Source organism: Pantoea sp. Ae19-2 (assembly GCF_059801205.1).
On the sequence record NZ_JBCHWE010000001.1, the window covers coordinates 1,272,623 to 1,298,223 of the forward strand.

Annotated in this window: 30 protein-coding genes, 1 tRNA gene and 1 pseudogene; 17 read left to right on the plus strand and 15 right to left on the minus strand. The window is 51.5% G+C overall.

Annotated elements, in window-relative coordinates; all coding sequences use genetic code 11:
- Positions 1-17 precede the first annotated feature (17 nt).
- The 3 genes from AAIE03_RS05820 (at position 18) to AAIE03_RS05830 (ending at position 2,545) form a co-directional block, all read left to right on the plus strand.
- Positions 18-950: an ABC transporter substrate-binding protein gene (locus AAIE03_RS05820; RefSeq protein ID WP_221611933.1), complete on the plus strand. Its 933-nt coding sequence runs from the start codon at positions 18-20 to the stop codon at positions 948-950.
- Positions 947-1,957: a FecCD family ABC transporter permease gene (locus AAIE03_RS05825; protein ID WP_221611823.1), complete on the plus strand. Its 1,011-nt coding sequence runs from the start codon at positions 947-949 to the stop codon at positions 1,955-1,957. The genes AAIE03_RS05820 and AAIE03_RS05825 overlap by 4 nt, the downstream gene beginning before the upstream one ends.
- 162 nt (positions 1,958-2,119) lie before the next feature.
- Complete coding sequence (locus AAIE03_RS05830) at positions 2,120-2,545, plus strand: pentapeptide repeat-containing protein (protein WP_498562869.1); 426 nt, start codon at positions 2,120-2,122, stop codon at positions 2,543-2,545.
- A 286-nt stretch (positions 2,546-2,831) separates the two neighbouring features.
- On the opposite strand, the gene AAIE03_RS05835 is transcribed toward AAIE03_RS05830, so the two are convergent.
- The gene (locus AAIE03_RS05835) at positions 2,832-4,070 is read right to left on the minus strand and encodes an MFS transporter (RefSeq protein WP_498562870.1); all 1,239 of its coding nucleotides are present in this window, start codon (positions 4,068-4,070) and stop codon (positions 2,832-2,834) included.
- A gap of 745 nt (positions 4,071-4,815) precedes the next feature.
- Here AAIE03_RS05835 and hemH point away from each other — a divergent pair.
- The 5 genes and pseudogenes from hemH to AAIE03_RS05860 all read left to right on the plus strand — a co-directional run bounded on the left by hemH (position 4,816) and on the right by AAIE03_RS05860 (position 7,424).
- A complete protein-coding gene (gene hemH / locus AAIE03_RS05840) occupies positions 4,816-5,778 on the plus strand; it encodes a ferrochelatase (protein ID WP_041930826.1) in 963 nt (320 codons plus the stop codon).
- Between the two features lie 253 nt (positions 5,779-6,031).
- Positions 6,032-6,283 (plus strand): annotated as a pseudogene (locus AAIE03_RS05845) (hypothetical protein); the annotation flags it as partial.
- Complete coding sequence (locus AAIE03_RS05850) at positions 6,280-6,486, plus strand: helix-turn-helix domain-containing protein (RefSeq protein ID WP_210523690.1); 207 nt, start codon at positions 6,280-6,282, stop codon at positions 6,484-6,486. The pseudogene AAIE03_RS05845 and the gene AAIE03_RS05850, both read left to right, overlap by 4 nt.
- Before the next feature lie 347 nt (positions 6,487-6,833).
- Complete coding sequence (locus AAIE03_RS05855) at positions 6,834-7,091, plus strand: AbrB/MazE/SpoVT family DNA-binding domain-containing protein (RefSeq protein ID WP_498562871.1); 258 nt, start codon at positions 6,834-6,836, stop codon at positions 7,089-7,091.
- Positions 7,092-7,424, plus strand: coding sequence for a type II toxin-antitoxin system PemK/MazF family toxin (locus tag AAIE03_RS05860; protein WP_015700048.1), 333 nt, complete (start codon positions 7,092-7,094; stop codon positions 7,422-7,424).
- 72 nt (positions 7,425-7,496) lie between these two features.
- Here the strand turns inward: AAIE03_RS05860 and AAIE03_RS05865 are convergent.
- From AAIE03_RS05865 to AAIE03_RS05875, 3 genes are all read right to left on the minus strand, one after another.
- Positions 7,497-7,572, minus strand: a tRNA-Asn gene (locus tag AAIE03_RS05865).
- A 112-nt stretch (positions 7,573-7,684) separates the two neighbouring features.
- Positions 7,685-8,452 carry a DgsA anti-repressor MtfA gene (gene mtfA / locus AAIE03_RS05870; protein ID WP_498562872.1) on the minus strand — a complete coding sequence of 256 codons (768 nt, stop codon included), beginning with the start codon at positions 8,450-8,452 and terminating at the stop codon, positions 7,685-7,687.
- A 171-nt stretch (positions 8,453-8,623) separates the two neighbouring features.
- Positions 8,624-9,301, minus strand: a complete 678-nt coding sequence (locus tag AAIE03_RS05875; RefSeq protein WP_013026204.1) for an ASCH domain-containing protein — start codon at positions 9,299-9,301, stop codon at positions 8,624-8,626.
- A 611-nt stretch (positions 9,302-9,912) separates the two neighbouring features.
- Between AAIE03_RS05875 and AAIE03_RS05880 the strand changes: the two genes are divergently transcribed.
- Both AAIE03_RS05880 and AAIE03_RS05885 read left to right on the plus strand, forming a co-directional pair.
- Positions 9,913-10,617: a phosphohydrolase gene (locus AAIE03_RS05880; RefSeq protein ID WP_022623305.1), complete on the plus strand. Its 705-nt coding sequence runs from the start codon at positions 9,913-9,915 to the stop codon at positions 10,615-10,617.
- A 73-nt stretch (positions 10,618-10,690) separates the two neighbouring features.
- Complete coding sequence (locus AAIE03_RS05885) at positions 10,691-10,945, plus strand: Arc family DNA-binding protein (protein ID WP_013026202.1); 255 nt, start codon at positions 10,691-10,693, stop codon at positions 10,943-10,945.
- Between the two features lie 78 nt (positions 10,946-11,023).
- Here the strand turns inward: AAIE03_RS05885 and AAIE03_RS05890 are convergent, their stop codons facing one another.
- Together AAIE03_RS05890 and dcm are read right to left on the minus strand one after the other, a co-directional pair.
- A complete protein-coding gene (locus tag AAIE03_RS05890; protein ID WP_498562873.1) occupies positions 11,024-12,640 on the minus strand; it encodes a methyl-accepting chemotaxis protein in 1,617 nt (538 codons plus the stop codon).
- A 111-nt stretch (positions 12,641-12,751) separates the two neighbouring features.
- The gene (dcm, locus tag AAIE03_RS05895; RefSeq protein WP_014593957.1) at positions 12,752-14,131 is read right to left on the minus strand and encodes a DNA (cytosine-5-)-methyltransferase; all 1,380 of its coding nucleotides are present in this window, start codon (positions 14,129-14,131) and stop codon (positions 12,752-12,754) included.
- A 237-nt stretch (positions 14,132-14,368) separates the two neighbouring features.
- Between dcm and AAIE03_RS05900 the strand changes: the two genes are divergently transcribed.
- The 5 genes from AAIE03_RS05900 to AAIE03_RS05920 all read left to right on the plus strand — a co-directional run bounded on the left by AAIE03_RS05900 (position 14,369) and on the right by AAIE03_RS05920 (position 16,719).
- Entirely contained in the window at positions 14,369-14,848 is a 480-nt protein-coding gene (locus AAIE03_RS05900) for a very short patch repair endonuclease (RefSeq protein WP_014605558.1), read from the plus strand.
- Positions 14,849-14,913: 65 nt separating this feature from the next.
- Positions 14,914-15,189, plus strand: coding sequence for a hypothetical protein (locus AAIE03_RS05905; protein ID WP_498562874.1), 276 nt, complete (start codon positions 14,914-14,916; stop codon positions 15,187-15,189).
- Positions 15,190-15,286: 97 nt separating this feature from the next.
- Positions 15,287-16,189, plus strand: a complete 903-nt coding sequence (locus tag AAIE03_RS05910; RefSeq protein ID WP_013026196.1) for a DUF808 domain-containing protein — start codon at positions 15,287-15,289, stop codon at positions 16,187-16,189.
- Between the two features lie 44 nt (positions 16,190-16,233).
- Positions 16,234-16,365, plus strand: a complete 132-nt coding sequence (locus tag AAIE03_RS05915) for a hypothetical protein (protein ID WP_014605559.1) — start codon at positions 16,234-16,236, stop codon at positions 16,363-16,365.
- Positions 16,366-16,536: 171 nt separating this feature from the next.
- Positions 16,537-16,719, plus strand: a complete 183-nt coding sequence (locus tag AAIE03_RS05920; RefSeq protein ID WP_019106597.1) for a YodC family protein — start codon at positions 16,537-16,539, stop codon at positions 16,717-16,719.
- Between the two features lie 83 nt (positions 16,720-16,802).
- On the opposite strand, the gene AAIE03_RS05925 is transcribed toward AAIE03_RS05920, so the two are convergent.
- From AAIE03_RS05925 to AAIE03_RS05935, 3 genes are all read right to left on the minus strand, one after another.
- On the minus strand, positions 16,803-18,023 hold the full coding sequence (locus AAIE03_RS05925) for a glycosyltransferase family protein (protein WP_014593955.1): 1,221 nt from the start codon (positions 18,021-18,023) through the stop codon (positions 16,803-16,805).
- A 40-nt stretch (positions 18,024-18,063) separates the two neighbouring features.
- The gene (locus AAIE03_RS05930; RefSeq protein WP_064352462.1) at positions 18,064-18,852 is read right to left on the minus strand and encodes a mannosyl-3-phosphoglycerate phosphatase-related protein; all 789 of its coding nucleotides are present in this window, start codon (positions 18,850-18,852) and stop codon (positions 18,064-18,066) included.
- A gap of 353 nt (positions 18,853-19,205) precedes the next feature.
- The gene (locus AAIE03_RS05935) at positions 19,206-19,430 is read right to left on the minus strand and encodes a DUF2525 domain-containing protein (protein WP_064352463.1); all 225 of its coding nucleotides are present in this window, start codon (positions 19,428-19,430) and stop codon (positions 19,206-19,208) included.
- 309 nt (positions 19,431-19,739) lie between these two features.
- On the opposite strand from AAIE03_RS05935, the gene AAIE03_RS05940 reads away from it, so the two are divergent.
- Complete coding sequence (locus tag AAIE03_RS05940; protein ID WP_014605562.1) at positions 19,740-19,898, plus strand: YqaE/Pmp3 family membrane protein; 159 nt, start codon at positions 19,740-19,742, stop codon at positions 19,896-19,898.
- Between the two features lie 62 nt (positions 19,899-19,960).
- The gene (gene dsrB / locus AAIE03_RS05945) at positions 19,961-20,155 is read left to right on the plus strand and encodes a protein DsrB (RefSeq protein WP_064352464.1); all 195 of its coding nucleotides are present in this window, start codon (positions 19,961-19,963) and stop codon (positions 20,153-20,155) included.
- A 130-nt stretch (positions 20,156-20,285) separates the two neighbouring features.
- On the opposite strand, the gene AAIE03_RS05950 is transcribed toward dsrB, so the two are convergent.
- The 6 genes from AAIE03_RS05950 to fliO form a co-directional block, all read right to left on the minus strand.
- Entirely contained in the window at positions 20,286-21,992 is a 1,707-nt protein-coding gene (locus AAIE03_RS05950) for a methyl-accepting chemotaxis protein (RefSeq protein ID WP_112900209.1), read from the minus strand.
- Positions 21,993-22,127: 135 nt separating this feature from the next.
- Entirely contained in the window at positions 22,128-22,763 is a 636-nt protein-coding gene (rcsA, locus tag AAIE03_RS05955) for a transcriptional regulator RcsA (protein ID WP_014593952.1), read from the minus strand.
- Positions 22,764-23,391: 628 nt separating this feature from the next.
- Positions 23,392-24,177, minus strand: a complete 786-nt coding sequence (gene fliR / locus AAIE03_RS05960; RefSeq protein ID WP_015700054.1) for a flagellar biosynthetic protein FliR — start codon at positions 24,175-24,177, stop codon at positions 23,392-23,394.
- Positions 24,177-24,446 (minus strand): flagellar biosynthesis protein FliQ, encoded by a 270-nt coding sequence (gene fliQ / locus AAIE03_RS05965; protein WP_014605563.1) that lies wholly within the window; start codon positions 24,444-24,446, stop codon positions 24,177-24,179. The genes fliR and fliQ overlap by 1 nt, the downstream gene beginning before the upstream one ends.
- A gap of 25 nt (positions 24,447-24,471) precedes the next feature.
- Positions 24,472-25,203: a flagellar type III secretion system pore protein FliP gene (gene fliP / locus AAIE03_RS05970; protein ID WP_033765984.1), complete on the minus strand. Its 732-nt coding sequence runs from the start codon at positions 25,201-25,203 to the stop codon at positions 24,472-24,474.
- Positions 25,203-25,601, minus strand: coding sequence for a flagellar biosynthetic protein FliO (gene fliO, locus AAIE03_RS05975; protein WP_014593949.1), 399 nt, complete (start codon positions 25,599-25,601; stop codon positions 25,203-25,205). The genes fliP and fliO overlap by 1 nt, the downstream gene beginning before the upstream one ends.

The window sequence follows — 25,601 nt, forward strand, 5'->3', positions numbered from 1 at the left end:
TCTGCTGCGCGGCATGGCTGGCGAGCATTCCTGTTGGACAAACCCTCGCGGCCGATTTCCCTGTCACCATTGAGAGCTGTGGTCAGCCGGTTACCTTTAATGCACCGCCCGAGCGGGCGGTCATTAACGACCTCAACATGTCAGAAATGGCCTTTGCGCTGCATTTGCAGGATCGCATCGTCGGGCTGACGGGCATCAGTGGCTGGTACAAGATGACACCGGAATTTAAGCAGGCGATGGGGGCCATTCCTGAGCTGGCGCCTAAGTATCCCTCTCTGGAAACGCTGGTGGCGGTGAATCCTGACTTCTTTTTTGCCGGCTGGAATTATGGCATGAAGGTGGGCGGCGACGTGACGCCAGCCTCGTTAAGTCGGTACGGCATTAAGACGCTGGTGCTGAGTGAAAGCTGCGTTTTTACCCAAAAAGACAAGCATAAAGCCAGCATGGATCTGCTTTATCACGATGAGCTGACGTTAGGTAAAATATTTGGCAAAGAGGCTGAGGCGCAGGCTTTAGTTAATCACTGGAAGCAGCGCCTGAGAATGATTCCTCAACGGCCCAGCGCGGTCCGACCGTTAAAGGTCTTTGTTTACGACTCCGGGGAAGATAAGCCGTTTACCAGCGGAAAATATGCCATGCCTACCGCCATCATCGAAGCCGCTGGCGGAACCAATGCGCTGGAGGGGCTGGATATCAGTTGGGGCACCACGTCATGGGAAAGTGTGGCGGCAACCGAACCTGATTTCATTATCTTGCTGGATTATCAAACCGGCGGCGGGGCGGATGCTCTTCGGCATTTCCTGGAAAGTCATCCGCTGATGAAACTCACGCCAGCCGTCAAGCATCATCGTTATCTGAAGCTGCAGTATGCTGAGCTGACGCCAGGCCCGGCTAATATTGCGGCGGTAGAGAAACTGGCGCGCGCCCTGTATTCAGGAAGCGCGCCGTGAATGCTGCATCTTACCGTTTTTTTTGCATCCTCTGCTGTTGCGTCCTTCTGCTGGCGGTGCTGGTGTTAATCAGCGTTGCCAAAGGCACGGTCGCGTTATCCCTGACGCAGGTGTTGGGTGCACTGGAACTGATCTCCCTGCCTCAGTCAGAAATGATTAGCCGGATTGTGATCGATCTCCGCCTGCCGCGCACGTTGCTTGCAGCCCTGACCGGTGCCGGGCTGGCGATGGTGGGAGCGCTACTGCAAACCACCACCCGTAACGATCTGGCCGATCCTTTTCTTTTTGGTCTCTCTTCTGGTGCTTCGGCAGGTGCGGTGCTGGTCATCACCCGTTTTGGTAACGGGTTGGGTGAGCTGACCTTGCCGGTTGCCGCCTTTGCGGGCGGGCTCTGTTCTGCCGCTGCGGTCATGTTGCTTTTCTACTTCAAAAAACTGCGCAGCCCAGCGCACCTCATCATCTGTGGGCTGGCTGTGTCTTTTCTGTTTGGCGCGCTCACCAGCTATTTTATTTTCTCTGGCGATCAGCGAGCGGCCAGTTCGGTGATGTTCTGGTCGCTGGGTGGCCTGGGGCTGGCCAGTTGGCAAAATCTGCCTGTTGCGCTTGCCGGTGTTGTGCTGCTGAGTGGCTTTGCTCTGATGCGCCACCGCTCGCTGGACGGTCTGCTGGCGGGCGATCAAACGGCGCTGTCGCTGGGGATCAACGTCAGTCGTTTGCGGATTGAAGTCTTTCTTTGTTGCGCGCTGACGACCTCAATGCTGGTCGCGCTCACCGGGGTGATTGGTTTTGTCGGCCTGATGGTACCGCACCTGTGTCGACCGGTCACAGGGGTAAAGCACCGTCTGCTGTTGCCGCTGTGTGGCCTGGGCGGCGCGGTTTTGCTCTGTGGCGGAGATATCATCAGCCGAACGCTGCTGGCACCGCAGGAGCTGCCGATAGGGATTATTACGGCAGGCATCGGGGGCGTTTTTGTGATTCTGCTGCTGACCCGTGCATCGAACACCTAAAGCAAAACGAGGCCAGTTCAGCCCGGAACATACGGATGCTCACCGCCTGTCACTAAGTGGCAAAATTTCACTCTTCTCTCAGGTGTGACAATTGGCCCCTTTGCGCTATTGAATGAATTAAAAGCTGTATACCTCTTCGAATCAATGATAGAGACTGCTGATATGTCTTATTCGAAAGTATCAGGAAGTATTAATAATAGTATTCAGACAAATGTAGACTTTGAAAACGCATGTTTAGATAGCGCTCTTTTGTGCAAAGCAGAAATAAAAAAATGCAATTTTTCAAAAAGTAAACCAGTAATCAATGTGGATGATGCAGTGTGTGAAACAAGTCATTTTGCCAAAGCAAAGTTTGTGGCTGAATCCTCCGGAATTGAGTACGGTGGTCGTCGCGTAAAATTTGTAGACTGTGATTTTACCGGTGCTGTTTTTGATCGCGTTGAGTTTAGAGCAACGAAATTTATTAATTGCACCTTTACCGATACGAAATTTAAAAAATGTGACTTTCGTGGCGTTAAGTTTGAGGGAGGAATTTTACCAACAACAACCCAGTTTGAAAATATGGATATACCTTCTCAGTTTGTTTGATTTCGCAAATAAAGCCGAGAAAGAGAACTCAGCCTTACTCGGTCTTATAATTTAGCGTGATTGGATCCTTTGAATATACCTGAACTTAATCTACTTAATCATCTGCTTAGTAAAATTAAAATATTCGCACACTTCATTGTTACCCACCACTACGGAGTGTATCGGCTAATATTTTAGCCGACTTGCGGTTGGGCTATAGCGATAAAGCCTGCAGAATTCAATGTTGCAGCCAGGCTTTGCCAGTCAGTAAGCGTATTTCTCAGTGCTGCAGCCTTTAACATCCCAATCACTCCACCGTTTCATTCTCAAGCTTCTGCCTCTTGCGCAGATTCGGAAACAGCGTCATCCAGAGCCCGACCACCACCAGCGTCCCGACGCCGCCAATCACCGCGGCGGGCACCGCGCCCATCCATGCCGCGAGCAGCCCAGATTCAAACTCACCCAGTTGATTCGACGTGTTGATAAAGATGGCGTTAACCGCATTGACGCGGCCGCGCATCGTATCCGGTGTATCCAGCTGAACCAGCGCGCCGCGAATCACCATGCTCACCATATCGAAACCGCCCAGCGCCGCCAGCGCCAGCAGTGAAAGCCACAGTTTGGTGGAAAGGGCAAACAGCAGCGTTGCCAGGCCAAAACCCGCAACGGAGCCAAACATAATCATGCCGACGTGCTTTTCCAGCTTGTGGCGGCTCAGCCAGACACCGACCAACAGCGCCCCTACCGACGGCGCACCACGCAACAGGCCAAGGCCCCATGGCCCGGTGTGCAGAATATCCTGGGCGAAGATAGGGAGCAGGGCGGTAGCACCGCCCAGTAGCACGGCAAACAGGTCGAGCGATATCACCCCGAGCACGTCTTTGCGTTCGCGAATAAAGCGCACGCCCATAAACATGTTCGACAGGGTCATTGGCATACGTTCCTGGGGAGGACGTTCGTAACGTAAGCGACTGACTAAGATCAGCGACAGCAAATAAAAGAGCGCTGAAACCCCGTAAACAACCTCGGGACCGGCCACGTAAAGCAGTCCGCCTAACGTCGGCCCGATAATCACCGCTGCCTGGCCGCCAACGGAACTGGCGGCCATGGCGCGCGCCAGAATCGATGGTGGGACCAGCGCAGGCAGCATTGAGGTAATAGCAGGCCACTCAAGTGCTTTAGCCAGGGCGATCAGGAAGACCAACCCCCAAATTTCAATCTTATCTGCCCAGTGCAGTAGCGTCAGCGCCACCAGGGCGAGCAGCGCGGCCCATTCAATGAGTTGCCCAATCACCACGATACGACGACGGTCGAATTGATCTGCCAGATGCCCTGCGGGCAAGGCTAATAGCACCGAAGGCAGAAACTGCATCAGGCCAATCATGCCCAGTGCCATGGCGCTGTGGGTAATCGCATAGATTTGCCAGCTGACGGCCACGGAAAACATCTGAAAGCCAAACGAAGAACAGGTACGGGCCAGCCAGAAGGCCACAAATGACCTGTGTTGCAGCAACGCATCTTCGCCTGTACAAACCCCTTTATGCATAATGATTCCTGTCCCGAACCGCCTGTTGGCGAAAGTGGTGCATCAGTCTGATTCATGACCGTATTCGGTCTTATTTTGTCCTGGCTGAAGCACAGTGAGTGTGCTGCATGATCCGACTCGCTCGCCAGACCTTTCTGAACTTAAGCGGAATCGGGCAGCACGAGCATAGACGTCTAAATATTAGCATGCTCAATATTCACTTTGATAAATCGAAATATCGACAAGATGTGATAGTTCCCCCTGAATAGTCAGGGGATTACCCGATCGTCTTGTCATCAGTTATGGCGATAAAAAGCACGAACCGGCCTGGAGGGCGACAGGACTTATCAGAGCTATTGGTCGTTTACCAGCAGGGCGATGGTAAGATACGACCCACTGTTTTTGACTCGTCAGGCAACGCAGAGTTAAAAACTAAAAAAGGCGGTGTTGCTGCGCGTGGTGGTATTCACTGCCTGAAAATGTATTGAAGCGCGGCGAGCCAGATTGACTTTTTTGCAAACTGTCAGGTGCGCTTGCGTGTTTTCATTGATGGCCTGTACCGACAGCCCGAGGCATATGGCCGTGTCGGAGACAGCAAAGGGCGTTGAACGTTGACTCAGCGGTCGGCGCCGATCCGAAGGCTGAGTTAAGCCGGTTTTCGTTTCGCCTCCGCACACGCCAGCGGCAAGGGCGGAGGTGATGATGTCCTCGAGTGTGCTACAGTGTTCAGGCACTTTTTTCCATGGGTTTTCAGAGGTCCCAGCTAATGACGAATAAACAGGGTGTTTTAATTGTTAACCTTGGAACACCAAAAGAACCCACAACTGCTGCGGTTAAAACGTTTTTATCTAAATTTTTGCACGACTACAGAGTGGTCGATTTACCCAGGATCCTGTGGTGCCCAATCCTGCATGGCGTGATTATTCCGCTGCGCGCCAAACGCGTGGCCAAACTGTACTCCTCTATCTGGATGGACGAAGGTTCACCGCTGATGGTTTACAGCGTTCGCCAGGCTCGCGCACTCGAAGCGCTGACGGGCATGCCTGTCGAGTTAGGAATGAGCTATGGCGAGCCCAGCATTGGCGGCGCCATTGACAAACTGCTGGCCAAAGGTGTCGATAAAATTATCGTCATCCCGTTGTATCCGCAGTTTTCCTCGTCCACCGTCTCTTCCGTCTGGGACAGCGTCAGCCGTCACCTGCAGACGATGAAAAATCGTTACACGCCAGCGATCAACTTCATAAACGATTATGCCGATCATCCTGCCTACATTGAGGCGTTGAAAGCCTCTGTGCTGGAATCATTCGAGGCCAATGGCGTGCCGGATACGCTACTGGTCTCCTACCATGGCATACCGGTCAGGTTTTCTAACGAAGGGGATAAGTACCAGGATCGCTGTGCGTTGACCACCAAATTGCTCACCGAAGCCCTTAACATGCCATCGTTGAAGATTGTAATGACCTTCCAGTCACGATTTGGCAGAGAGCCCTGGTTAACGCCGTACACCGATGAAACCATCAAAAATCTTCCTGCGGAAGGCGTAAAAAGCCTGCAGGTGATTAGCCCGGGTTTTGCGGCAGACTGCCTGGAAACGCTGGAAGAACTGGATGAGCAGAACAGGGAAATCTTCATGCATGCAGGGGGAACGTCCTTTACCTATATCCCTGCGCTCAACGACAAGCCTGTTCATATTGAGATGCTGCGACAGCTGGCAGAGGGCGCGAAATAGCCTCCGGCGCGTGCTGACATCAGCCCTCCGGCTCATAACGCCAGCCGTGACGGGGCCAGAATGTGTGCATTCTGGCCCCGTCTTTTTAAACGCGCCATGCTGGCCGGATGCAGGCCGCCGGTTCGTACCGGAAACGCAGTGCTGGACGGTTCGTAACAAACCAGAACTTGAGTTTAGTGCGTAACGTTTCTACCGGTATTTTTTGTATAGGTGTTTTATAACGCGTGGCAAAACCTTCGATGGTTTTTTGTAAATGGTTGAAAGCCTGACCGTTGACACTCTCCCTGCGACCACTCCCCGTTTCGAGCCTGAATGTACGGAGCTTTGTCGTTACTGCCTTGCTATCACGCAAACTCTGTCGGGGCTGGGATTTGCCTCTGAAACGGAGAAGCACCTTAGCTGCCTGCTGTATGAACTGATCAACTATTTCGCTGCGGAAATGAAAGCCCCGCGCTGGCTCCGCACAGCCGACGGCGTGAAGTTTATCGACGAGGTGACGGCATGACGCAACAGGACTGGCATCCCGCCGACATTATTGCGGCCCTGAAAAAACGGGGAACGTCGCTGGCGGCGGTTTCCCGTCAGGCAGGGCTGGCGTTCTCCACGCTGGCTAATGCGCTTACCCGCCGCTGGCCCAAAGGCGAAAGATTGATTGCTGAAACGTTAGACGTCGAGCCTGAAAAAATCTGGCCTTCGCGCTATCGCTGATGTTCCTCCGGCGCAGCCCTGATACGGAAGCTGCGCCGCATTTCGTTTATCTGATCCGTCATAATCCTTTGAACCGCAAAAACAGTTTTCTATTATCGGCCTTCTTACCACGAACTAAGTTCCTGACTGCACGAAGTGCTTCATGATCTGAAAGAAGCACCTGATGTATCAGGATGGTCGCCGTTTTACCGGCAATGCCGCCTTTGAAAACTGCCGGATCTGTCCTCTGATAGATTAAGGCTTTCTTCACGCTTTACTACGTTAAGGAAATCACAATGAATCTGATGAATAATTGTGCATCGCCTGCCGCAGATGTTATATTAAAATATAATATTCGGAGGTGCTCTATGTATACCACTCGTCTGAAAAAGGTTGGCGGATCTGTCATGCTGGCGGTCCCTCCCGCCGTGCTGAAAACGCTGGGGCTGTCGACGGACAGCGAAGTGGGCATGACCATTGATAGTGGCTGCCTCATAATTGAACCTCAAAAACGTCCCCGCTATTCACTCGAAGAACTACTGGCGCAGTGCGATCCGCACGCTGAAATTAGCGAAGAGGGTCGGGAATGGATTGATGCGCATGCGGTGGGCAAGGAGCTCCTGTAGATGGAAAGAGGGGAAATCTGGCTCGTTTCACTAGATCCGAATGCCGGGCATGAACAAAGCGGAAGGCGTCCAGTACTGATTGTTTCTCCGGCGTCCTTTAATCAGTTTACGCGGCTACCTGTGGTTGTTCCCGTGACCAACGGCGGAAACTTTGCCCGCGCAGCGGGGTTTACTGTTTCACTGGATGGCGCAGGAACGAAAACAACGGGGGTAATTCGTTGTGACCAGCCCAGAACCATTGATATGGAAGCCCGGAACGGCAAATATCTTGAACGAATACCTGAAGTTATTGTGAATGAAGTGGTGGCCAGACTGGAGGCCATTCTGAGCTGAGAGTTTAGATGTAAAAGGTAAACGCAGAAAAGCAAAAAACCTGCTCAGTTTCCTAAGCAGGCTTCTTAAATCTGGCTCCTCTGACTGGACTCGAACCAGTGACATACGGATTAACAGTCCGCCGTTCTACCGACTGAACTACAGAGGAATCGTGTGAACGAGGCGAATAGTAACGAGGTCGCCTCAAGGTGTCAACTGTAAAAAAGCGTTTAGCATTCAACTGGCTAGCTTTAATGCAAAGCGTTCGCGAAGTAAACAAATCACCGATCAGTCATCTGGATTCTGCTTAACGGATCCTGCTGGTAAAATTGCTGGAGATGCCCATACATCGCGGGAAAGCGTTCAGCTAACAGAACCGGCGCGGTAAAAAAATACTCGGATAACACCGCGAAGCATTCCGCAGGATCGCTGGCGGCATAAGGATCGATACTGGCGGCCTGTTCCCCGACCAGCTCAACCTCATTTTCAACCTCAGCCATGGCCTCACGCAGGTCTTTTTCCCACTGGGCGACGCCACGCAGAGGAATCAGTGGAACGCCGCTGGTGTAGCCGCTACCGCGGGCATCCAGCTTGTGTGCCACTTCATGAATGACCAGGTTATACCCTGACAGATCGAAGGAATCCTGAATATCCAGCCAGTTAAGGATCACCGGGCCCTGCGTCCAGCTCTGGCCCGCATGAACGGCAGGCGCGTGATGCACAAGGCCGTTTTCATCCTGCCACTCATCCGCCACATTAAAGGGCTCAGGATAGATGAGCACTTCATGAAAGCCATCCAGCCAGTCGAGACCCAGTTTCAAAACGGGTAAGCAGAACAGCAGGGCAATACGCACGCTACGCAGCGCATCAAGTTGACAGCCTTCAAGCGGAACCAGCTTTGTTTGCTGCAGAAAGCGCTGGGCCAGTTCTGTCAGCGACTGCTGTTCATCCTGTGTGAGAAGGGTAAAGATGGGCTGTGCCAGACCGGCCTGCCAGGGCAATTCGGTGACGGCGGTATCGCTATGCGTTTTCCATGGCCATTTTAACATCGTAAGTTCCGCACTGAATGCTGCTGTCGCAGAATCCTGAGAGACCAGACAGGAAAATGCCAGCATCGAAACGTCATGCTGGCATTGTCGGGCTTCAGGGATGAAGACGGTATATTCAACCCGTTAGCGAGGAGATTGTCTGTGATTTAGCCCGCAAAGCCTAGGCTAAATTTACTCACGCCCGGCGCGCTCAAACTCAATGACCCACACCCACGGGTTTACCTGCCAGCTGGTTGCACCGTACTGTTTCTGCCATGCCTTGCGATAGGCTTCTTTTGGCATTTCTGAATTCACATTCATGGTGAAAAAGTTATTCAGAAAGTGCGAGTCGGTTTGGACCCCTTCAGCCATGATGTCATCTTCACTGATATCCTGAATCTGCTCCACACGCACATCGGTAATGAGCAGATTGATACGGCTGGCCCAGCGCGGCATATGAATGGCCGTCTGCCAGCCAAACTGCTCGTCATCCGGGCCGCTCAGCGTATGCTGACCCAGTTCATTGCTGTCAGCACGGTACTGGCAAAATTCCGGCGTGCGGAACGGTACGGGATCGCGCTCGTAATCCGCCAGGGCATCCTGCGGCACAATCGGCCCACGCCAGGTTTCGCGCACCCAAAGCACGTCGCCCGGCATACCGTACGGGCAGTGATAGCGAATGTCATTCATCGACATCATTTTGTCGCCATGCAGGTGGTTAGCCTGAACGTCAAAAGCATGAACCCCTTCGTGGTGATCCTGACCCGGGCCAAAAGCCTGCGTTTTCATTATGCGCCGGGTTTGCGTTTGTTGGCCAACTAACAGGGCACGAACCCGCTGTTCGGAAAAAAGAATCGGCCGCTCTTTCATGGATTACCTCTTTTTATTAGTAGAACCCGGTTACTGCTAAAACAACAAGGGCATCTAAATGGTGGCAATATCATAAAAACTATAAATCATTACCCTTAACAATTTGCCGTCTTATAGTCATCTGAGCATTGGTGATTTTTGTCCCGAAAAACGGGGGCGGATAAAAAATCAACAATGCTGTTGTCAATGCGCGTTCCGGGACATCTGATAGTGAGAATACAGTACGTTATATCGGCAAAAATAGGAACCTTTTCAGATTTATCTGTGTGTAACTTTCGCCGATTTTAATGATAAGTGCGAACAGGTTATGTCATGTTTTTTGTTACTCCCCGAGAAAATGCCTATCATTAATCATTACATTTATTAAACTAATTAACCTGCCCGCAATTAAATCAGTCAAGGCTGAAAAAGCAGCAAACTGACGTTTTAAGTACGGCAAAATGCTATAAAAATGATCAGCGTCGCATTTTTTTTCGAATTTATCCTGGGGCAAGGGCGATATTCCTCTGCTGTGTAAAGAAAATGTCATTAGCCATTCGCTATGATGGTCGGGCCTGAGCGCGTAATTCATCGTCAGTCAGGACGGACGTCAACCCAACAGGAAAGAGAATATGTCACTTACGCTTTGGCAGGCTCGCTATGAGACCTGGTTTGAAAACAACTGGATTCATGATGATGGCGCGCACGATATCGCACATTTACGCCGCGTATGGATGAGCGCTCAACGCATTATGGCCGGCACCCAAGCCGATCCGCTGGTGGTCCTGACCGCGTGTTATTTTCACGATGTGGTGAATTTACCGAAAAACCACCCTGAGCGTCACAAGGCATCCACCTATGCCGCCAGTGAAACGCAGCGCATTTTACAACAGGATTTCATCGATTTTCCTGAGGAATTGATGGAGCAGGTCATGCATGCGGTTCAGGCGCACAGCTTCAGTGCCGCCATTACGCCAAAAACGCTGGAGGCAAAAATTGTGCAGGATGCCGACAGGCTGGAATCGCTCGGTGCTATCGGTCTGGCGCGGGTGTTTTATACGGCAGGTTCCATGAATCGCCCCTTGTTTAACAGCGAGGATCCGCTCGGTAAAGATCGGGAACTCAATGATGTTAAGTGGACGCTGGATCACTTTCAGACCAAGCTACTGCGGTTGCCAGAAACCATGCAAACCGAAGCAGGGCGCAGGCTGGCAGAACACAATGCGGACTTTCTGGTGCACTATATGGCCAAGCTGTGTGCGGAACTGCAAGGCAACTTAGTCAGTCTGGATGAGTCAGTACTCCACGACTTTAGCCCTATACACGCTGAATATTAAATTTTTATGACAGTATAGGAATCGATACAGTCATCCGGTAGCGTGGCAGTAATAACAATAAAGGAGTGATGAAATGACCGAAACTGTTAATTTAACGATTAAAATTGATCCTGCACTGAAAGAACACATCAAACAGTTGGCGCTGGAAAATCAGGTGTCAATGAGTCAGGAAATCGTGCAACGGCTTCAGTCCAGCCTCAATGCGCCTGCTCAGCCTGTCATTGACAGCCAGAATACAGAGGAAGACACATCGGATGCATTAAGCTCCAGCGAAATCAAGCAGCTGCGCACGCTGCTGAAGAAGCAGAGCAAGAAAAAGAAATCGTAAAATTCGGTGTTTGTCCCCGCAAAACGATCAAAAGCCGCCTTTAACACTGGCGGCTTTTTTACATCCCAAGCTTAACGGCTACAGGGTGATACGGAACTGCTGCACGCTTTCGGCCAGGCGCGCGGCCTGCTGCTGCAGCGTATCGACCGTGCGGCCCTGGCGGGCGGTGAGGCTTTCGTTCGTCTGAAGCTGTTTATCCAGCGCCACCACTTCTGCAGCAATGCCCGAAACGCGGCGGCTTTGTGCGGTGGCGTTTTCCTGCAGCTCTTGCAACTGTGTCACAACGGCGCTGACCGACTGGCTTATCTGGTTAAACAGCGCCTCAAGCGATTTCACCTTATTGAAGCCCTCTGAAATGTGCAGTTGCGTATGATTAACGAGACCGTTTATCTGCTGCGCCGATTCGCCACTCTTGTTTGACAGGTTGCCCATCTCTTTCGCGACCACGCCAAAACTTCGTCCATACACGCCCGCATGAGCGGATTCGATGGCGGCATTGAGCGCCAGCAAACGCGTTTGCAGTGACAGGCCGTCCAGCATCTCAACGATACCCGCGATTTCGCCGGAGGAGGCGACGATATGGCGCATCTGAACCTCCATCTCATCCACCTGAAGCGTACATTGCTGCATCAGATCGTCGGCGAAATGCGCCTGTTCAGAGGCCTGCTGAGAAAACAGAGTGCTGTTTTCGACTTCTTCAGACACGCGATGCAGGCGCTGGGAAATATGGCTAAAGCTGCTGTTTTGCGCTTGATACTGTTCGCTGACCTGCTCATTAGTATGCTGCATTTCGCGCGTACCTTCGGCCACGCTTGCCGCAATCGTGTTAATTTCAGCCACGATGGTGCGCAGCCCCTGGCGCATCTCCGCCACTGCGTTGAAGAGTCTGGACGTTTCCAGCGATTGCAAACGCGGTGGAACCGGGCAGTTGATTAAATCACCGGTTGCGATGTCCTGTAACTGTCGACTGGCCAGACGTAAGGGAACGATCACACCACGCAGCAGCAATACGCCGCCGGTCAGCAGCAGGACAAACAGCAGTCCTGTCACCATTAGCGCCAGTTTGCGGCTTTCCATGAGTGTCTGAAGGGTCAGGCTGTTAACCGCAGTGAGCTGTTTATTGGTCTGCGTAATCTCGTTAAACCAGGCGCTATTGAACTGCTGCTGGTAAGCCTGCATCGGTACCATAAAGAAGGCGTCAATGTTATTCCCCTCCAGACCTTTTAGCTGCTCCTCCAGTCCCTGTTTCAGCAACGTAAAGCCCTGCTGCAGTTCGCCGCCGGGTGCGGCGTGATAGCGAGCAAAAAGCTGTTCAGCATGAAGCAAAGACGATTTGGCTGTTTCTGCCAGACTTTTCCAGCTGTCAACCGATCCACTTTTCTGATCTTCCATTAAATACAGCCCGGCGCGGTGGCTGTTATCACTGGCCGTAAGCAGCTCGACGCGTGCGCGGTCCAGCAAGGCCAGCCGGTCACGCATGGCGCTGGCCTGGGTGAGGTTGACTTTGTTCTGGCTCACCTGAGCGGTCAGCAGAACAATCCCGATGGACTGCAGCAAACAAAACAGCACCACGAACAAAATAAAGTTCCCGCGCAGGCTGGTTAGCCAGGTGGGGATCGCCGGAAACCTAAAGCGGGAACGTCTTTTCAGCACGTGCCGCGACAACAAAGTGAGAGGTGACATCATTCTACCCATCCATTGAAAAAGCAGCAGTATTCTGGGCTTGCATGACGGCGTTGTGACAATCCCGCCGGACGGCAGGAAAAGAGAGGAATTGTTGCGCCTAAGCGCAACTTTTAGCGGAAATTATGCGTTCAACTGGCGGATATAGGGCGAAAGCAACTGTGCCACGGCGGCAAACACCGGTACCACCACCGAATTGCCAAACTGTTTATAGGCCTGCGTATCGGATACCGGGATGCGGAAGGGATGGCTGTCTGCACTATCAAATCCCATCAGTCGCGCGCATTCTCGCGGCGTTAACCGACGGGGACGCCGCGCCATATTGGCGGCATCAAGAAAATCGGCTTCCCCTTTTTCCCGATCCCAACCGCGATCGATTAAAATTTCTGAGCCATCTTTATAGTATCGGGCTGACAGGGTGCGCACGCAGCAATGCACATTGTGTGGATCATTCAGGCCAAAGCCGAACCCGTTACCCCGTGCTTTATGCTTCTTAGCGTACTGGTAGAGGTAACGCCACAATACGGGCGACAGGATGTATTTGTCATCGGGCTGCGGCTCCAGCAGGCTCTGTAGGCTGGGCACCTGGGCGGGGAAAAATTGGCGAATGTCGCGCAGGCTAAACTGCGCTGAGCCAGCAATATCCCGCCGGATGCCGACCAGAACGATACGTTCACGATGCTGCGGCAAAAAAAAGCGTGCATCAATCACCTTCGGATCGGGCGCGCCAGCCTGGGCATCCGCCACGTCATAGCCCAGCTCGTCCAGGGTTTCCATAATCACCGCAAACGTGCGGCCTTTATCATGGCTTTTGAGATTCTTCACGTTTTCCAGGACGAAGAATGGCGGTTTCTTTGCCGCCAGAATGCGGGCGACGTCAAAAAACAGTGTGCCCTGCGCCTGACATTCAAAGCCATGAGCCCGGCCCAGCGCATTTTTTTTACTGACGCCCGCCAGAGAAAAGGGCTGGCAGGGAAAGCCCGCCAGCAGCACCTGATGGTCGGGAATGGCCGCATCAATCGACTGATAGATCGCCTGTTCGTCAGTAAGGCCGGCTGGCTGCGTGACCTGGCGAATATCCGTATTAAAGTGGTGCTCTGCCGGATCGCTGTAGTGATTCGCCCGATAGGTGCGAATCGCCTCTTTATTCCACTCACTGGTAAATACACATTTACCGCCGATGCGCTCGAAGCCACGTCGAATACCGCCGATGCCGGCAAACAGATCGATAAAGCGGAAATCGGGAGAATCATAATGGGCAGGACGTGCAGGCAACAAATCCTGCAACAGCGACAGTTCTGCGGCGGCCAGCGAGGGTAACGCGCGCTTGCCCTGACGAATAGCGTTCAGCAGTGGCGGCGTCCAGTGCGGAAAGCCTGCCTGATGCAAACGTGCGACAACGTCCTTAACGGAATAGATCGACAGCACCTGTTGTAACATGTTCAGTTCATCGGAATGCAGAGCAGCAGGGAGAAGAGGTTCAGCGGTTGCGACAGCGTGCATGCAAATATCCTTAACAGTGAAGCGCGTATGCTAACACTCCTTGCCCGAGGAGGAAATCTGCGGGCGCAGGTCAGAATAGTGTTTCAGTGTGCGCCAGCGTCAAAAAGGCACAATTGCCCGGGTCAGATCTAAACGGCGCGGTCTGGCGGTGAAAATATTTTCTCTGCTTTTATCTGGCCGACTTTCACTTTTCAGGGTGACGACTAAAGTTGAATAAGTCGCTATTAAGGAGGTGCTATGGCCGACGTTCACTCCAGCGAAACGCGCAGTAAAAATATGCGCGCAATTCGTCAACAGGACACTGCCATAGAGCAGCGAATCGCCTTGCTGCTCAAAGATCGTGGATTCAGCTATCGGGTACAGGACAAAAACCTGCCAGGCCGCCCTGACTTTGTCGTGACCTCGCATCAGGCGATTATCTTTGTGCATGGCTGCTTCTGGCACCGCCACCACTGTTATTTGTTTAAGATCCCCGCCACGCGCACCGAGTTCTGGACGGGCAAAATAAACAGTAATGTAGAACGGGATCGGCGTTATGTCCGGCAGCTGCGGGAGAGTGGCTGGAAGGTGCTGATTATCTGGGAATGCGCGCTACGCGGTAAACTCAAACTGGACGATGAAGCCCTGCTTGAACGTCTCGAAGAGTGGCTGCTGGCGATGAATGACAGCGCTGAAATCGATCATCAGGGAATTCATCATTACCGAGAGGATGAATGATCCCACCTTGCTAATCAGTAACATAAAATGTTAGATAGACGCTTTTCCGTGACCGGGAGCCCGCAATGAGCAGCATAAAACTGACGGTTAAACGCCTGTATCAGATTCGTGATGAGCGCATGGTGAATACCAAAGCGACCGCCAGAATCTATGCTGGGGAAATGCTGGTGGCCACGGAAGAGATAACCGGCATGACGGAAAGCCCGGTCAGTAAATATCTGCACATGGATGGACTCGCAGGACAAGCGGTGCGCGTCGAATGGGATTGTGAGGGCATCGCTGATATGACCGTGACAGAAATTGAACGATGCCCATGTTGTCAACATAACGAACCGGAATAGGCACGACGGGCTGCACTGTCACGCGCTTCGTCGAGGATGACGCGTTGCGGCTGATGCAGACATAACCCGTTGCTGATGACCGAATAAGGGAAATACTTTGGCAGGAACCAGTTTATTAACGTTGCTCGATGATATCGCCACGCTGCTGGACGATATCTCGGTAATGGGAAAAGTCGCCGCGAAGAAGACGGCAGGCGTGCTGGGTGACGATTTGTCACTGAATGCGCAGCAGGTGAGTGGCGTGAAAGCCAATCGCGAACTGCCGGTCGTATGGGGCGTAGCCAAAGGCTCGTTCCTCAACAAACTGATACTCGTGCCGCTGGCATTGATTATCTCTACGTTTGCCCCCTGGCTGATTACGCCACTGTTAATGATTGGCGGTGCGTACCTCTGTTATGAAGGGGTGGAAAAGGTCCTGCACAGTCTGCAGCATGATAAACAGCAGAACTCGCCAGAGGCGCGTCAGCAACGCCTGGATAAGCTGTCAAAACAGGACCCGCGCGATTTCGAAAAGAAAAAGATCAAAGGCGCAGTGCGCACCGATTTTATTCTGTCGGCTGAAATCGTGGCCATTACCCTCGGTATCGTCTCCGAAGCGCCCTTGCTGAATCAGGTGCTGATCCTGTCAGGTATTGCGATTCTGGTCACGATTGGCGTATACGGCATTGTCGCCGGCATCGTTAAAATCGATGATTTAGGGTTCTGGCTACGTGATAAATCGTCACGCGTGGCCCAGGCGCTGGGCGCAGTATTACTAGCCGCAGCCCCCGTATTGATGAAAGTGTTGACCGTTGTCGGTACGCTGGCCATGTTCCTGGTCGGGGGCGGCATTATCGTCCACGGCCTGACGCCGTTGCATCATCTGATTGAAAATGCGATCGCACCTTTCAGCGGCCTGGTTGCTGGCCTGCTGAGCAACGGCGCAAACCTGGTGATTGGTTTTATCATTGGGTCGATCGTGCTGTTAGTGGTTAACCTTATTGCCAAACTGCGTGAGTAATCGGTATAAAAGCGCATTCTTTAACGCGTTCAGGGGAGAAAACGATGAGCGATGACATGTTTGAATTTGATATTGATGCTCAGTTAGAGCAGGCCGAAGCGAAGGCAGAAAAAAAGGCGGGCGAAGTGCCAGAAGACCTGATTGATGATGCCGATTGTGAAGGCTGCAAAATCTAATCCACTCAGCGCCCCAGGCGGATAATTCTTATCCGCCTGATTTGTTTTCGACATATCTCTCTACGTTATTCTGAATTCGCCATTTTTATGCGCGTCTTAACAGCAGCAACTCTTTTACCATGCTATAAAGAAATGGTTTCAATGACAGTCATTTCTCAAAGAGGGCGCAACATGGTTTTTGCAATCAGTGATGAAGTACAGCATAAGGAAGGCGGGCAAACGATGGTGGTGACCGGACATGCCAGCGGCATGGTTGAATGTCGATGGTACGATGGTTATGCGGTCAGGAATGAGGCTTTTCGCACCGATGAGCTCAGCCATTCCAGCGAATCGCAGCCCCAGTTTACTTCCTGATTTCTGTCAGTCAGGCCGTTAACGACGGCGGCCTGACTGGATTTATTACACTCTCCATCCTCACTGGCGCGATGCCTGCAGCGTTATACGTTGCCGTCGTTGTCCTCTTCTACCGCTTTATAAATACGCTGCAGGATATCCGGAAAGGCCGACTGAACCCGACTCCAGCTGGGAATAAACGGCTTGTCGTTCGGGCGCTCGATAAAGGACTGACCGGCATCCAGAATCGACTGGGTGAACATTTCGACGGCCGCTTCTTCAACATGCTGGTCGAATTTCAGGCCGTTCATTGCCGCCTCATGGTTATAGATTTCCATCATATCCAGCGCATTACGGTAATAGGTCGCTTTCAGTACCCGGAATGAGTCACTGGTCAGCGGCACGCCCATGGTTGCCAGCTTACGCAGCAGCGACTGGACAATATCGTTGCTCATGCGCTTAAGGCCACCGGTGCCATCATCTTCTGCCAGCGGCTGATGCTTGTGATCATAGTGATCTGCAATCTCCACCTGACACGACTGGCGCGTGGTGTAGTTACGGTAAATTTCAGAGAGCACGCCAATTTCCAGTCCCCAGTCGCCGGGGATTTTAATTCCGTTGAGCACGTGCGTGCGCATCGCAAACTCGCCCGAGAGCGGATAACGGAAGCTGGACAGGTAATCGAGGTATTCGGAGTGGCCATAGACTTTTTGTAACGAGCGCAGCAGCGGGCCTACCAGCAGGCGGCCCACGCGGCCATTGAGTTTACCGTCAGCGACGCGTGCGTAAAACCCTTTGCAGAATTCATACTGAAAAGCGGGGTTAGCCAGCGGATAAAGCAAGCGTGCCAGCATGCCGCGTTCGTAGGTAACAATATCGCAGTCGTGCAGTGCAACACAGCTGGTGCGATCCGAGGCCAGCGTATAACCGGTACAAAACCACACGTTGCGTCCTTTGCCCGGATGGGTGGGCGACAACCCCTCTTTATCCAGTTCCGCGTCAATGGCTTTGAGTCTGGGGCCGTCATTCCACAGGATGCGGTGCCGTTGCGGCAGTCGGGAAAAAAACTCGCGGGCATGCAGAAACTGGTCACGGTCAGCCCGATCTAACCCGATAACGATTTCATCCAGATAGGGGACCTTAGCCAGTTCATCAACAATTTTTGTCAACGCCGGACCTTCCAGCTCGGAAAAGAGGGAAGGCAGGATCAATCCCATTTTGCGCTTACGGGCAAAACGCACCATTTCTTTTTCCAGCGACTCAACGCTGCGGTGCGTAAGATTATGAAAGTTAGTAATTACGCCATTCTGAAAGAAATCACTCATTGCATCATCCTTATGGTTTTGCGAGAGGAACAACAGCCTTTCATGGCTGAGTCAAAAAATGGTCCAGCCCTTCACGCCAGCCTTCAGGGCCGTGATGTGTCGTGCGGAATACGTTGGCATCCTCCGCGCGCTGTAAGGTCACCGGTGTTTTACTGAAGCCTTTGATCACCACGGCATAGTCAACTGCATCCAGCATCGGGGCATCGTTCGGGCCATCGCCCAGGCCAAGGGTGGTAACGCCTTCCCGGTCGGTGTGAGACAGTAGCCAGCGCAAGGCTTCTCCTTTGCCGCTTCTGGCAGGCATGACATGCCAGAAGCGGCCGCCCTGTGTCAGGGAAAGATGATAGTCGGCCAGCGCCGTGCGAAAGCGGCCAAAGGCCTCATCGGTATCCCGCCAGACAATCACCTCTGAGGCATCACGCTGACGGGCGAGGGCGGCATCCGCTTCACTCAGGCCGGTCATGGCGGAAACATCGACATCGCTGAAGTCATGGAAGCCGGTAAAGCGAAACTGCTGTTGTAACGCTGCCAGCACCCGGCAGATTGCGGCATAGTTCATCTTGTCGTCCGGAATGCGCACGCTTTTACTGTCGTTGAGGTACAGCACGGCGCCGTTTTCAGCAATAAAGGCGGTGCCGGCAATACCGAGCTTACGCTGCAGTGGCAGAATCTCAGCGGCTGTTTTGCTGGAGCAAATAATTAAGGGAACGGCGTGCGCGTTGAGTGTATCAAGCCAGTCTGCTGCGGCATCCCAGTTATAGTCGTGGTGGTCAAGCAGCGATCCATCGAGGTCGGTCACTATCATTAGCGATTCATTCAGATTCGGCATCCTGATCTCCTTCACTCCAGTTCGACATTAGTTTTAGTGTAGTTGAGTCTACAGCAGGCTTAGCATTGCGCACCGTAACCCCTATAACCAGGAGGATTCCTAAAACCCGAAGGATAAAATCGGCGATGCCGTCATTTCGTGCAGCGAATATCGCTGAAATAACAAGGCTCAGGGTGAAAGTGGCCAGTTTGAGATAGGGCGAAATGAGTGAAACGCGCACGGGAAAGGCTTGTTTTGGCGAACGGGAAGCGTACTCTGAACGAGCAATATGAATTCCCTGGTGTAACGAATTGACTGCTTACCTGGCTCGCGCCGGGTATTTTTTTGCGCCGAATTCAGTGCGGCTGCGCTGCCTATCGGTTTATCTCTGTATAACGACAATCATGAATATCCATTTCACACTGCTCCGCAGGTTCACGGCACAGCCCTGGCCGAGAGGCATCCGCCCCCGTCACTGACTGCGAGTGTGGGGAAAAGTAGTCCTGCAGTTCACCGGTGCTACCGGGTTCAATAGCCTGCAGCAGGGCGTCCATTTCTTTATCCCGCTCATGCTTTTCGGCTGGGTGGGGAAGCGACATCGCAAACCTCCATCGGCTGGATTGGGTAATAAATATACAATTTAGCGGAAAATGAGAGGGCGGGACAGAAAAAAAAAGCCCGCGCTGCGCGGGCAAATGATCCTTGTTACTTTGGGTGTGTTGTATTTCCTGGGGAGGAAAGCAACGAAAAAAAGTTTACCTGTTGTTCCTGTTAAACGTCTCGCAGTGAAGTGTCAGGAAACTGAAAATGCGTATTACTCAGATTTACCTGACTTTCTCAGTAATCTGCTAAAAAGGGACTATATTTGATAACAAAACGGTTTTTTATCAATACCTAAAGGAATGGTTATGGACTTACTTCGAATTCTAATCGCAATCTTACTCCCCCCGCTTGGTGTTTTTATGCAGGTAGGTTTTGGGGGAGCATTCTGGCTTAACATCCTGCTGACCCTGTGTGGATACATTCCAGGCATCATTCACGCCGTGTGGGTCATCGCGCGTCGCTAACGCCTGCATTACCCAGGCTCTTCGATTAAACTGTTAACAGGAATGTATCGGGAGAGTGGTAAATGAAGGTAGACGATCGCGTCAGTGTGAAAACGGATGGTGGGCCCCGTCGTACAGGCACCATCCTGGCTGTTGAGCCATTTAGTGAAGGCACCATGTTTCTGGTGGCCCTGGAAGATTACCCGCAGGGCATCTGGTTCTTTAACGAGAGCGGTCATCAGGACGGTGTGTTTGTCGAGGCTTATCCTGCCGACTGACCTTCATATTTAACTGCCAGACCATCACAAAATCGCCCTCTGGCCTGTTTGGCTCAGAGGGCGAGTGTTATTGACAGCGCCGTCAGGCAATGCGCTTCAGCGACGTCGCTGGCTCACCGGTCTGCTTTGGCTAAAACGTTTCCCAGTTCTCATTGCCGCTTGTGGCGGCAGCGGGGCGCAAGACAGGCGCAGGCGCCTTAGGTGCGCTATCGGACTGATGAACAGGTTTTGCTGCTGGCGTATCCTGCAAACGGAAAGCCGCAACCGCCTTGGTCAACTTACCAGCCTGATCTTCCAGAGAGGCAGCCGCAGCCGAGGCTTCCTCAACCAGTGAGGCGTTTTGCTGCGTCACGTTATCCATCTCTGTAACGGCCTGGCTGACCTGCTGGATACCGCGGCTTTGTTCGTCGGACGCGGCGGCAATTTCCGACATGATATCGGTCACGCGACGCACGGCCTCAACAATTTCGCTCATGGTCGTCCCGGCCTCACCTACCTGATGTGAACCGCTGCTGACTAACTTCACTGATTCAGCAATCAGCGATTCAATTTCTTTTGCCGCCTGCGCACTGCGCTGAGCCAGGTTACGGACTTCGCTGGCGACCACGGCAAAACCGCGGCCCTGTTCGCCCGCGCGGGCAGCCTCGACGGCGGCATTCAGCGCCAGAATGTTCGTCTGGAAGGCAATGCTGTTGATCACGTTAGTGATCTCAGCAATTTTCTTCGAACTACCGGAAATATCGTTCATGGTTTTCACCACGCCGCTTACCATATCGCCGCCGCTGCGCGCCTTGCCGGACGCATCTGCTGCCAGTTGGCTGGCGTGATGGGCGTTATCCGCGTTCTGTTTCACCGTCGCGGTGAGCTGTTCCATGCTGGCCGCCGTCTGCTCAAGCGCGGCTGCCTGTTGCTCGGTACGCGATGACAGGTCGGTGTTACCCGCAGAAATCTCACTTGATCCCTGGTAAATGGCGATAGCCCCTTCACGCACCGTGCCAACCGTTTTGACTAGCGATTCCTGCATGCGCTGTAAATTGTCCAACAGTAAGCCAATTTCGTTTCGCCCGTGCGCTGCCGGAGGCGCGGTCAGGTCACCCTGCGCGATACGCTCAATATGGGCCACCGATTTACGTAAAGGATTGATCACAACACGACGGAGAAAAACAAAGGTTATCAGGACCAACACTAGGGAAGCCACGAACGCACAACCCATCGCAATAAAGCCAATTCGGGACTGCTCAGCTGCTGTACTGTTTATCGATGCAGAACGTGAGTCTCGATACTTTATTGCCTTTAAAATCAATATCTTGTAAGCGTTGTCTAGTTTTCGAGTATTGTCGGTTTCCTGCGCGATTATACTTTCAAAACTTCCTTGCTTAGCTGCCTCTATTGCCGGCATAACACCCTTTTCAAGGTACTCCTTAAAACTGGTTTTTAACGGCTCATCTAGCTTAATATCTTCTTGCGTTTTAACACTACGGTTCAAATAAGTGTTAAGGCCACTTTTCGCGTCTTTGATTCGCGCATTAGCTGAATCAAGATTGGCAGCATATGCATCCATTTCTCCAATGCGAGCAGCTGCACCAGCCTGAATGATATTTAATCTTGCTGAACGCATGTGAGATGTACTATCGAAAAGACCGTTACGAACCTGAATTTCATTGGTTGCATCTTTAAGCGATTGATTGCTGAGAACCAGAAAATAACTGGCCAAAGCTATACAGAGCGCGAACAGAAAAAGTATGCCGCCGAAAATCAAACTAAAGAGCGGGACCAGTCTGAGATTTTGCCAAAAACTGACGTTGTGATGTCCTTCATTAACCAGCGTTGTCTTCATTTCCTTGCTCTCTAAAAGGGGCCTGATGAAAAAAACATCGGCAGGAGCAGGAAAAGGTTTACCTCAAAATTGAGATCTGGATCGCTAATCCATAAAAAAACCGGCCTTTTGGGCCAGTTCTTAGAGGGGAGGAGGTTACCTTACGTTGACATAGATACCGGACGTCACATTATCGGTTAAACGCACCACATGATAGATCACTTGCTTATTATGCGTTTTAATTTTTCGCTTTATATTGCCTTTATGCGACGAAACGGTTTTCGCTTTAATTTGCATTTTATCTGATATCTGAATGGTATCATGGCCTGACATCCACATTTTCAGCATATTTGACTCTGTCTGACTTAGCGTAAGAGGGTGGACATCAAGACCCGAAGAAATACGCGGCGACATATTGAGTTTTTTCTGCAAATAAGTACTTAACAATGAATCCAGCGTCGAAGGCTTAATTGCTTTGGATGTAATAATCAAATTTTTTCGAACATACAAATATTCTTCAAAATGAATATTACTAATGGCCATAAAAATAAAAAACAGTGTTTCGGGATGCTGGTTAATAACGCTGCGAATGCGTTCACTGGAGTCGGTTTCATGAATGAAACAGTCTTCGTTAATAAAGACGACGCCAGGTTTTAACTGCTCACATCTTTGCTGTAATTGCTCAATGTCAGATACAGAAGTAATATTTTTCTTCTTAACTCCCTTAGAAGACATATAATCTGATAATCCCAGGCGTGTGTAGTTGCAGGAATCCATAATAATCGTTGGCATGTTAGCGACCCTCACCAATTTGTTATCCGTTTAAATCAACGATGAATTACGCGTTGCGGTACGAGAAGATTTCCAAAGCGCTTTTTTTTATTCTGCTGATGCAGCGTTGCAATGGGCAATAGCCCATAAAAGTCCTCTTCCCTGACCCGGTCTGCAAAAAATTTGTGTTGCTCTGACCTCACACCTGACCTGATATCAACATGATAAGTCGATACAAAGTCGGACTGAGCGAAATGCAGTTTTTTGGGAGCGCTGTCACTATCGCTGAAAACCCAGAGTTTTCTGATAGGACAAATCTTAAAAACATTTATTTCACGAAAGTGTGAAGTCGGTTAGCGAGTTGACAATGCCGGAAAAAACATTTTCTGACAAGAAAAATCACATAAAAATTTTTCTTTAGTAATTTCAACGCATTGCCGATTTTGTCACCAAAACAACCTTGTTGATGACTCGGTTAACCGCCTGACTAAAATACGCGAAGCGCGGTTTAATAAGAATAATTTTAAGACTTTCCGCACGTTTATCAGAATATCCTTAGTTGATTTCTGGGAAATGTGGTTTGAAAAATGTGCGGATAGTTATGCGTTTCTTAAGTATCAAATCAGGATAATAGTTAGATACTTAATGTTCAGGCAGGGGACAGTTCTGTCAGGAACTGGGCCAGAAGATCGAATATTTCGCCGAACAGGTGCTCGCAGAAGGGGGCAAGGAGAGGCATCAGCAGGCTGATGGTCAGAATGCCTACTGATAAGGTAATCGGGAAGCCGATCGCGAAGATTGATAACTGTGGTGAAAGACGGTTTAACAAACCCAGGACCATATTTATCGTGAGTAGCAAAACGATCAACGGCAGCGCTAACATCATGCCATTAAGGAAAATCATGCTGCCGGATTTCACCAAAGCCATAAAGGCATTTGCCTGAAGAGGCTCGCCGCCGATAGGCAACGTATGAAAACTGTCCGACAGCAGGGAAATAAGCCACAGGTGACCGTTGAAAGTCAAAAATAAAAGCATCGCCAGCATGTCGAGAAAGCGCGCAAGAACGGGCATATTCAGTCGACTGGCGGGATCGAAAAAGGTGGCGAAAGACAGACCCATCTGCAATCCAATCAGTTCACCGGCGGTACGAACCGCGGCAAAGGCGAACTGCATGGTAAAACCAATGGCAATCCCAATCAGCATCTGCTGAATCAGCAGCATAAAGCCGGCAGGTGAAAACAGCGTCACGTTCACCGGGGGTAAATTTGGGATCAGTATCCAGGTGATCATGGCGGCAAGACCAATCTTCACCCGTTTACTCACCGCTTTTTCACTCAGTACCGGCGCGGTAGCAAGCAGTGCCAGAATACGCACCAGTGGCCAGAAAAACTGACTGACCCAGTGTACGAGTTGGCTACTGTCGAGAGTGATCATCAGCCGATGATATAAGGCAGATTAGAAAAGACGGTGCGGATGTAATCCAACAGCACGTTCAGCATCCAGGGGCCGGCAATGATACCCGTGGTGGCCACTGCAATAATTTTTGGAATGAAAGACAGCGTTTGTTCGTTAATCTGGGTCGCTGCTTGCAGCAAACTCACCAATAAACCGCTGACCAGCGCGGCCAGAAGCATAGGGGCAGCCAGCAGCAGGGCAACGCGCATGGCTTCCTGTCCCATTACCATTACCGATTCAGGTGTCATGAATTTCTCCTGTGCAATAGAGAGGTCAGGAATAGAAACTTTGTGCCAGCGAGCCAACCAGCAATTGCCAGCCGTCCACCAGAACAAACAACATTAATTTAAACGGCAGCGCAATTGTTGCCGGGGGAACCATCATCATCCCGAGTGCCATTAACACGCTGGCAACCACCAGGTCGATAATTAAAAAAGGAATAAATACGGTAAAGCCAATCTGGAATGCGGTTTTTAATTCACTGGTCACGTAAGCCGGCAACAGAATACGCATAGGCACGGCTTCCGGACCCGCAATCGGCGCTGTATTTGCCAGGCGGGCAAATAATGCTAAGTCAGCCTCACGGGTTTGCCGCAGCATAAATTCCCGCAGCGGCTGTGCGCCTTTATCAATCGCCACATCCATGCTGATTTTATCCTGGCTAAACGGCAGGTAGGCATCCTGATAAATTTTATCGAAGGTTGGCGCCATAATAAAAAACGTTAAAAATAAGGTCAGGCCAAGTAATACCTGGTTAGGCGGAGCGGAAGGCGTGCCCAGCGCATTACGTAGCAGGCCGAAAACAATAATGATGCGGGTAAAGCTGGTCATCATTAACAGAATGGCTGGCAGGAATGTTAACGAGGTAATAAAAACCAGCGTTTGTACCGGCAGTGACCAGCTTTGGCCACCGTTAGCTAATGGCTGACTAACCAGACCCGGCAACTGGGCATGGGCAACCGGTGCCAGCAACAGCAGCGGCAGAAGAGGGAGCAGTCGACGCATCATGGATTTTTTCCGGGACGTTTAACCAGATTTTGTAATAGCTGACGAAAATCCTGCGGCGCAGCTTTTACCGGTGCGGTTTCATCAGGTGCACCTGGCGGCAACGTATGCAGGTGAGTAATTTGCTGAGCTGTCACGCCCAGTACCAAACGCGCATCCGGCGTATCAACAATCACAACGCGTTCGCGCTGGCCGACCTGCACACTGGCCGTGAGTGTCAGCTCACGGCTGCCCACTTTCTTAGGGGCAAAACCCATGCGGCGTGCCAGCCAGGCACATGCCAGAATCAACAGAATAATGACGACCAATACGCCACTGACCTGGGTCAATACTGAACCTGCCGAAATGGGCGGTGCCTGAGGTGTGGCAGGTTGCAGCGTATGATTCTGGTTATTCAT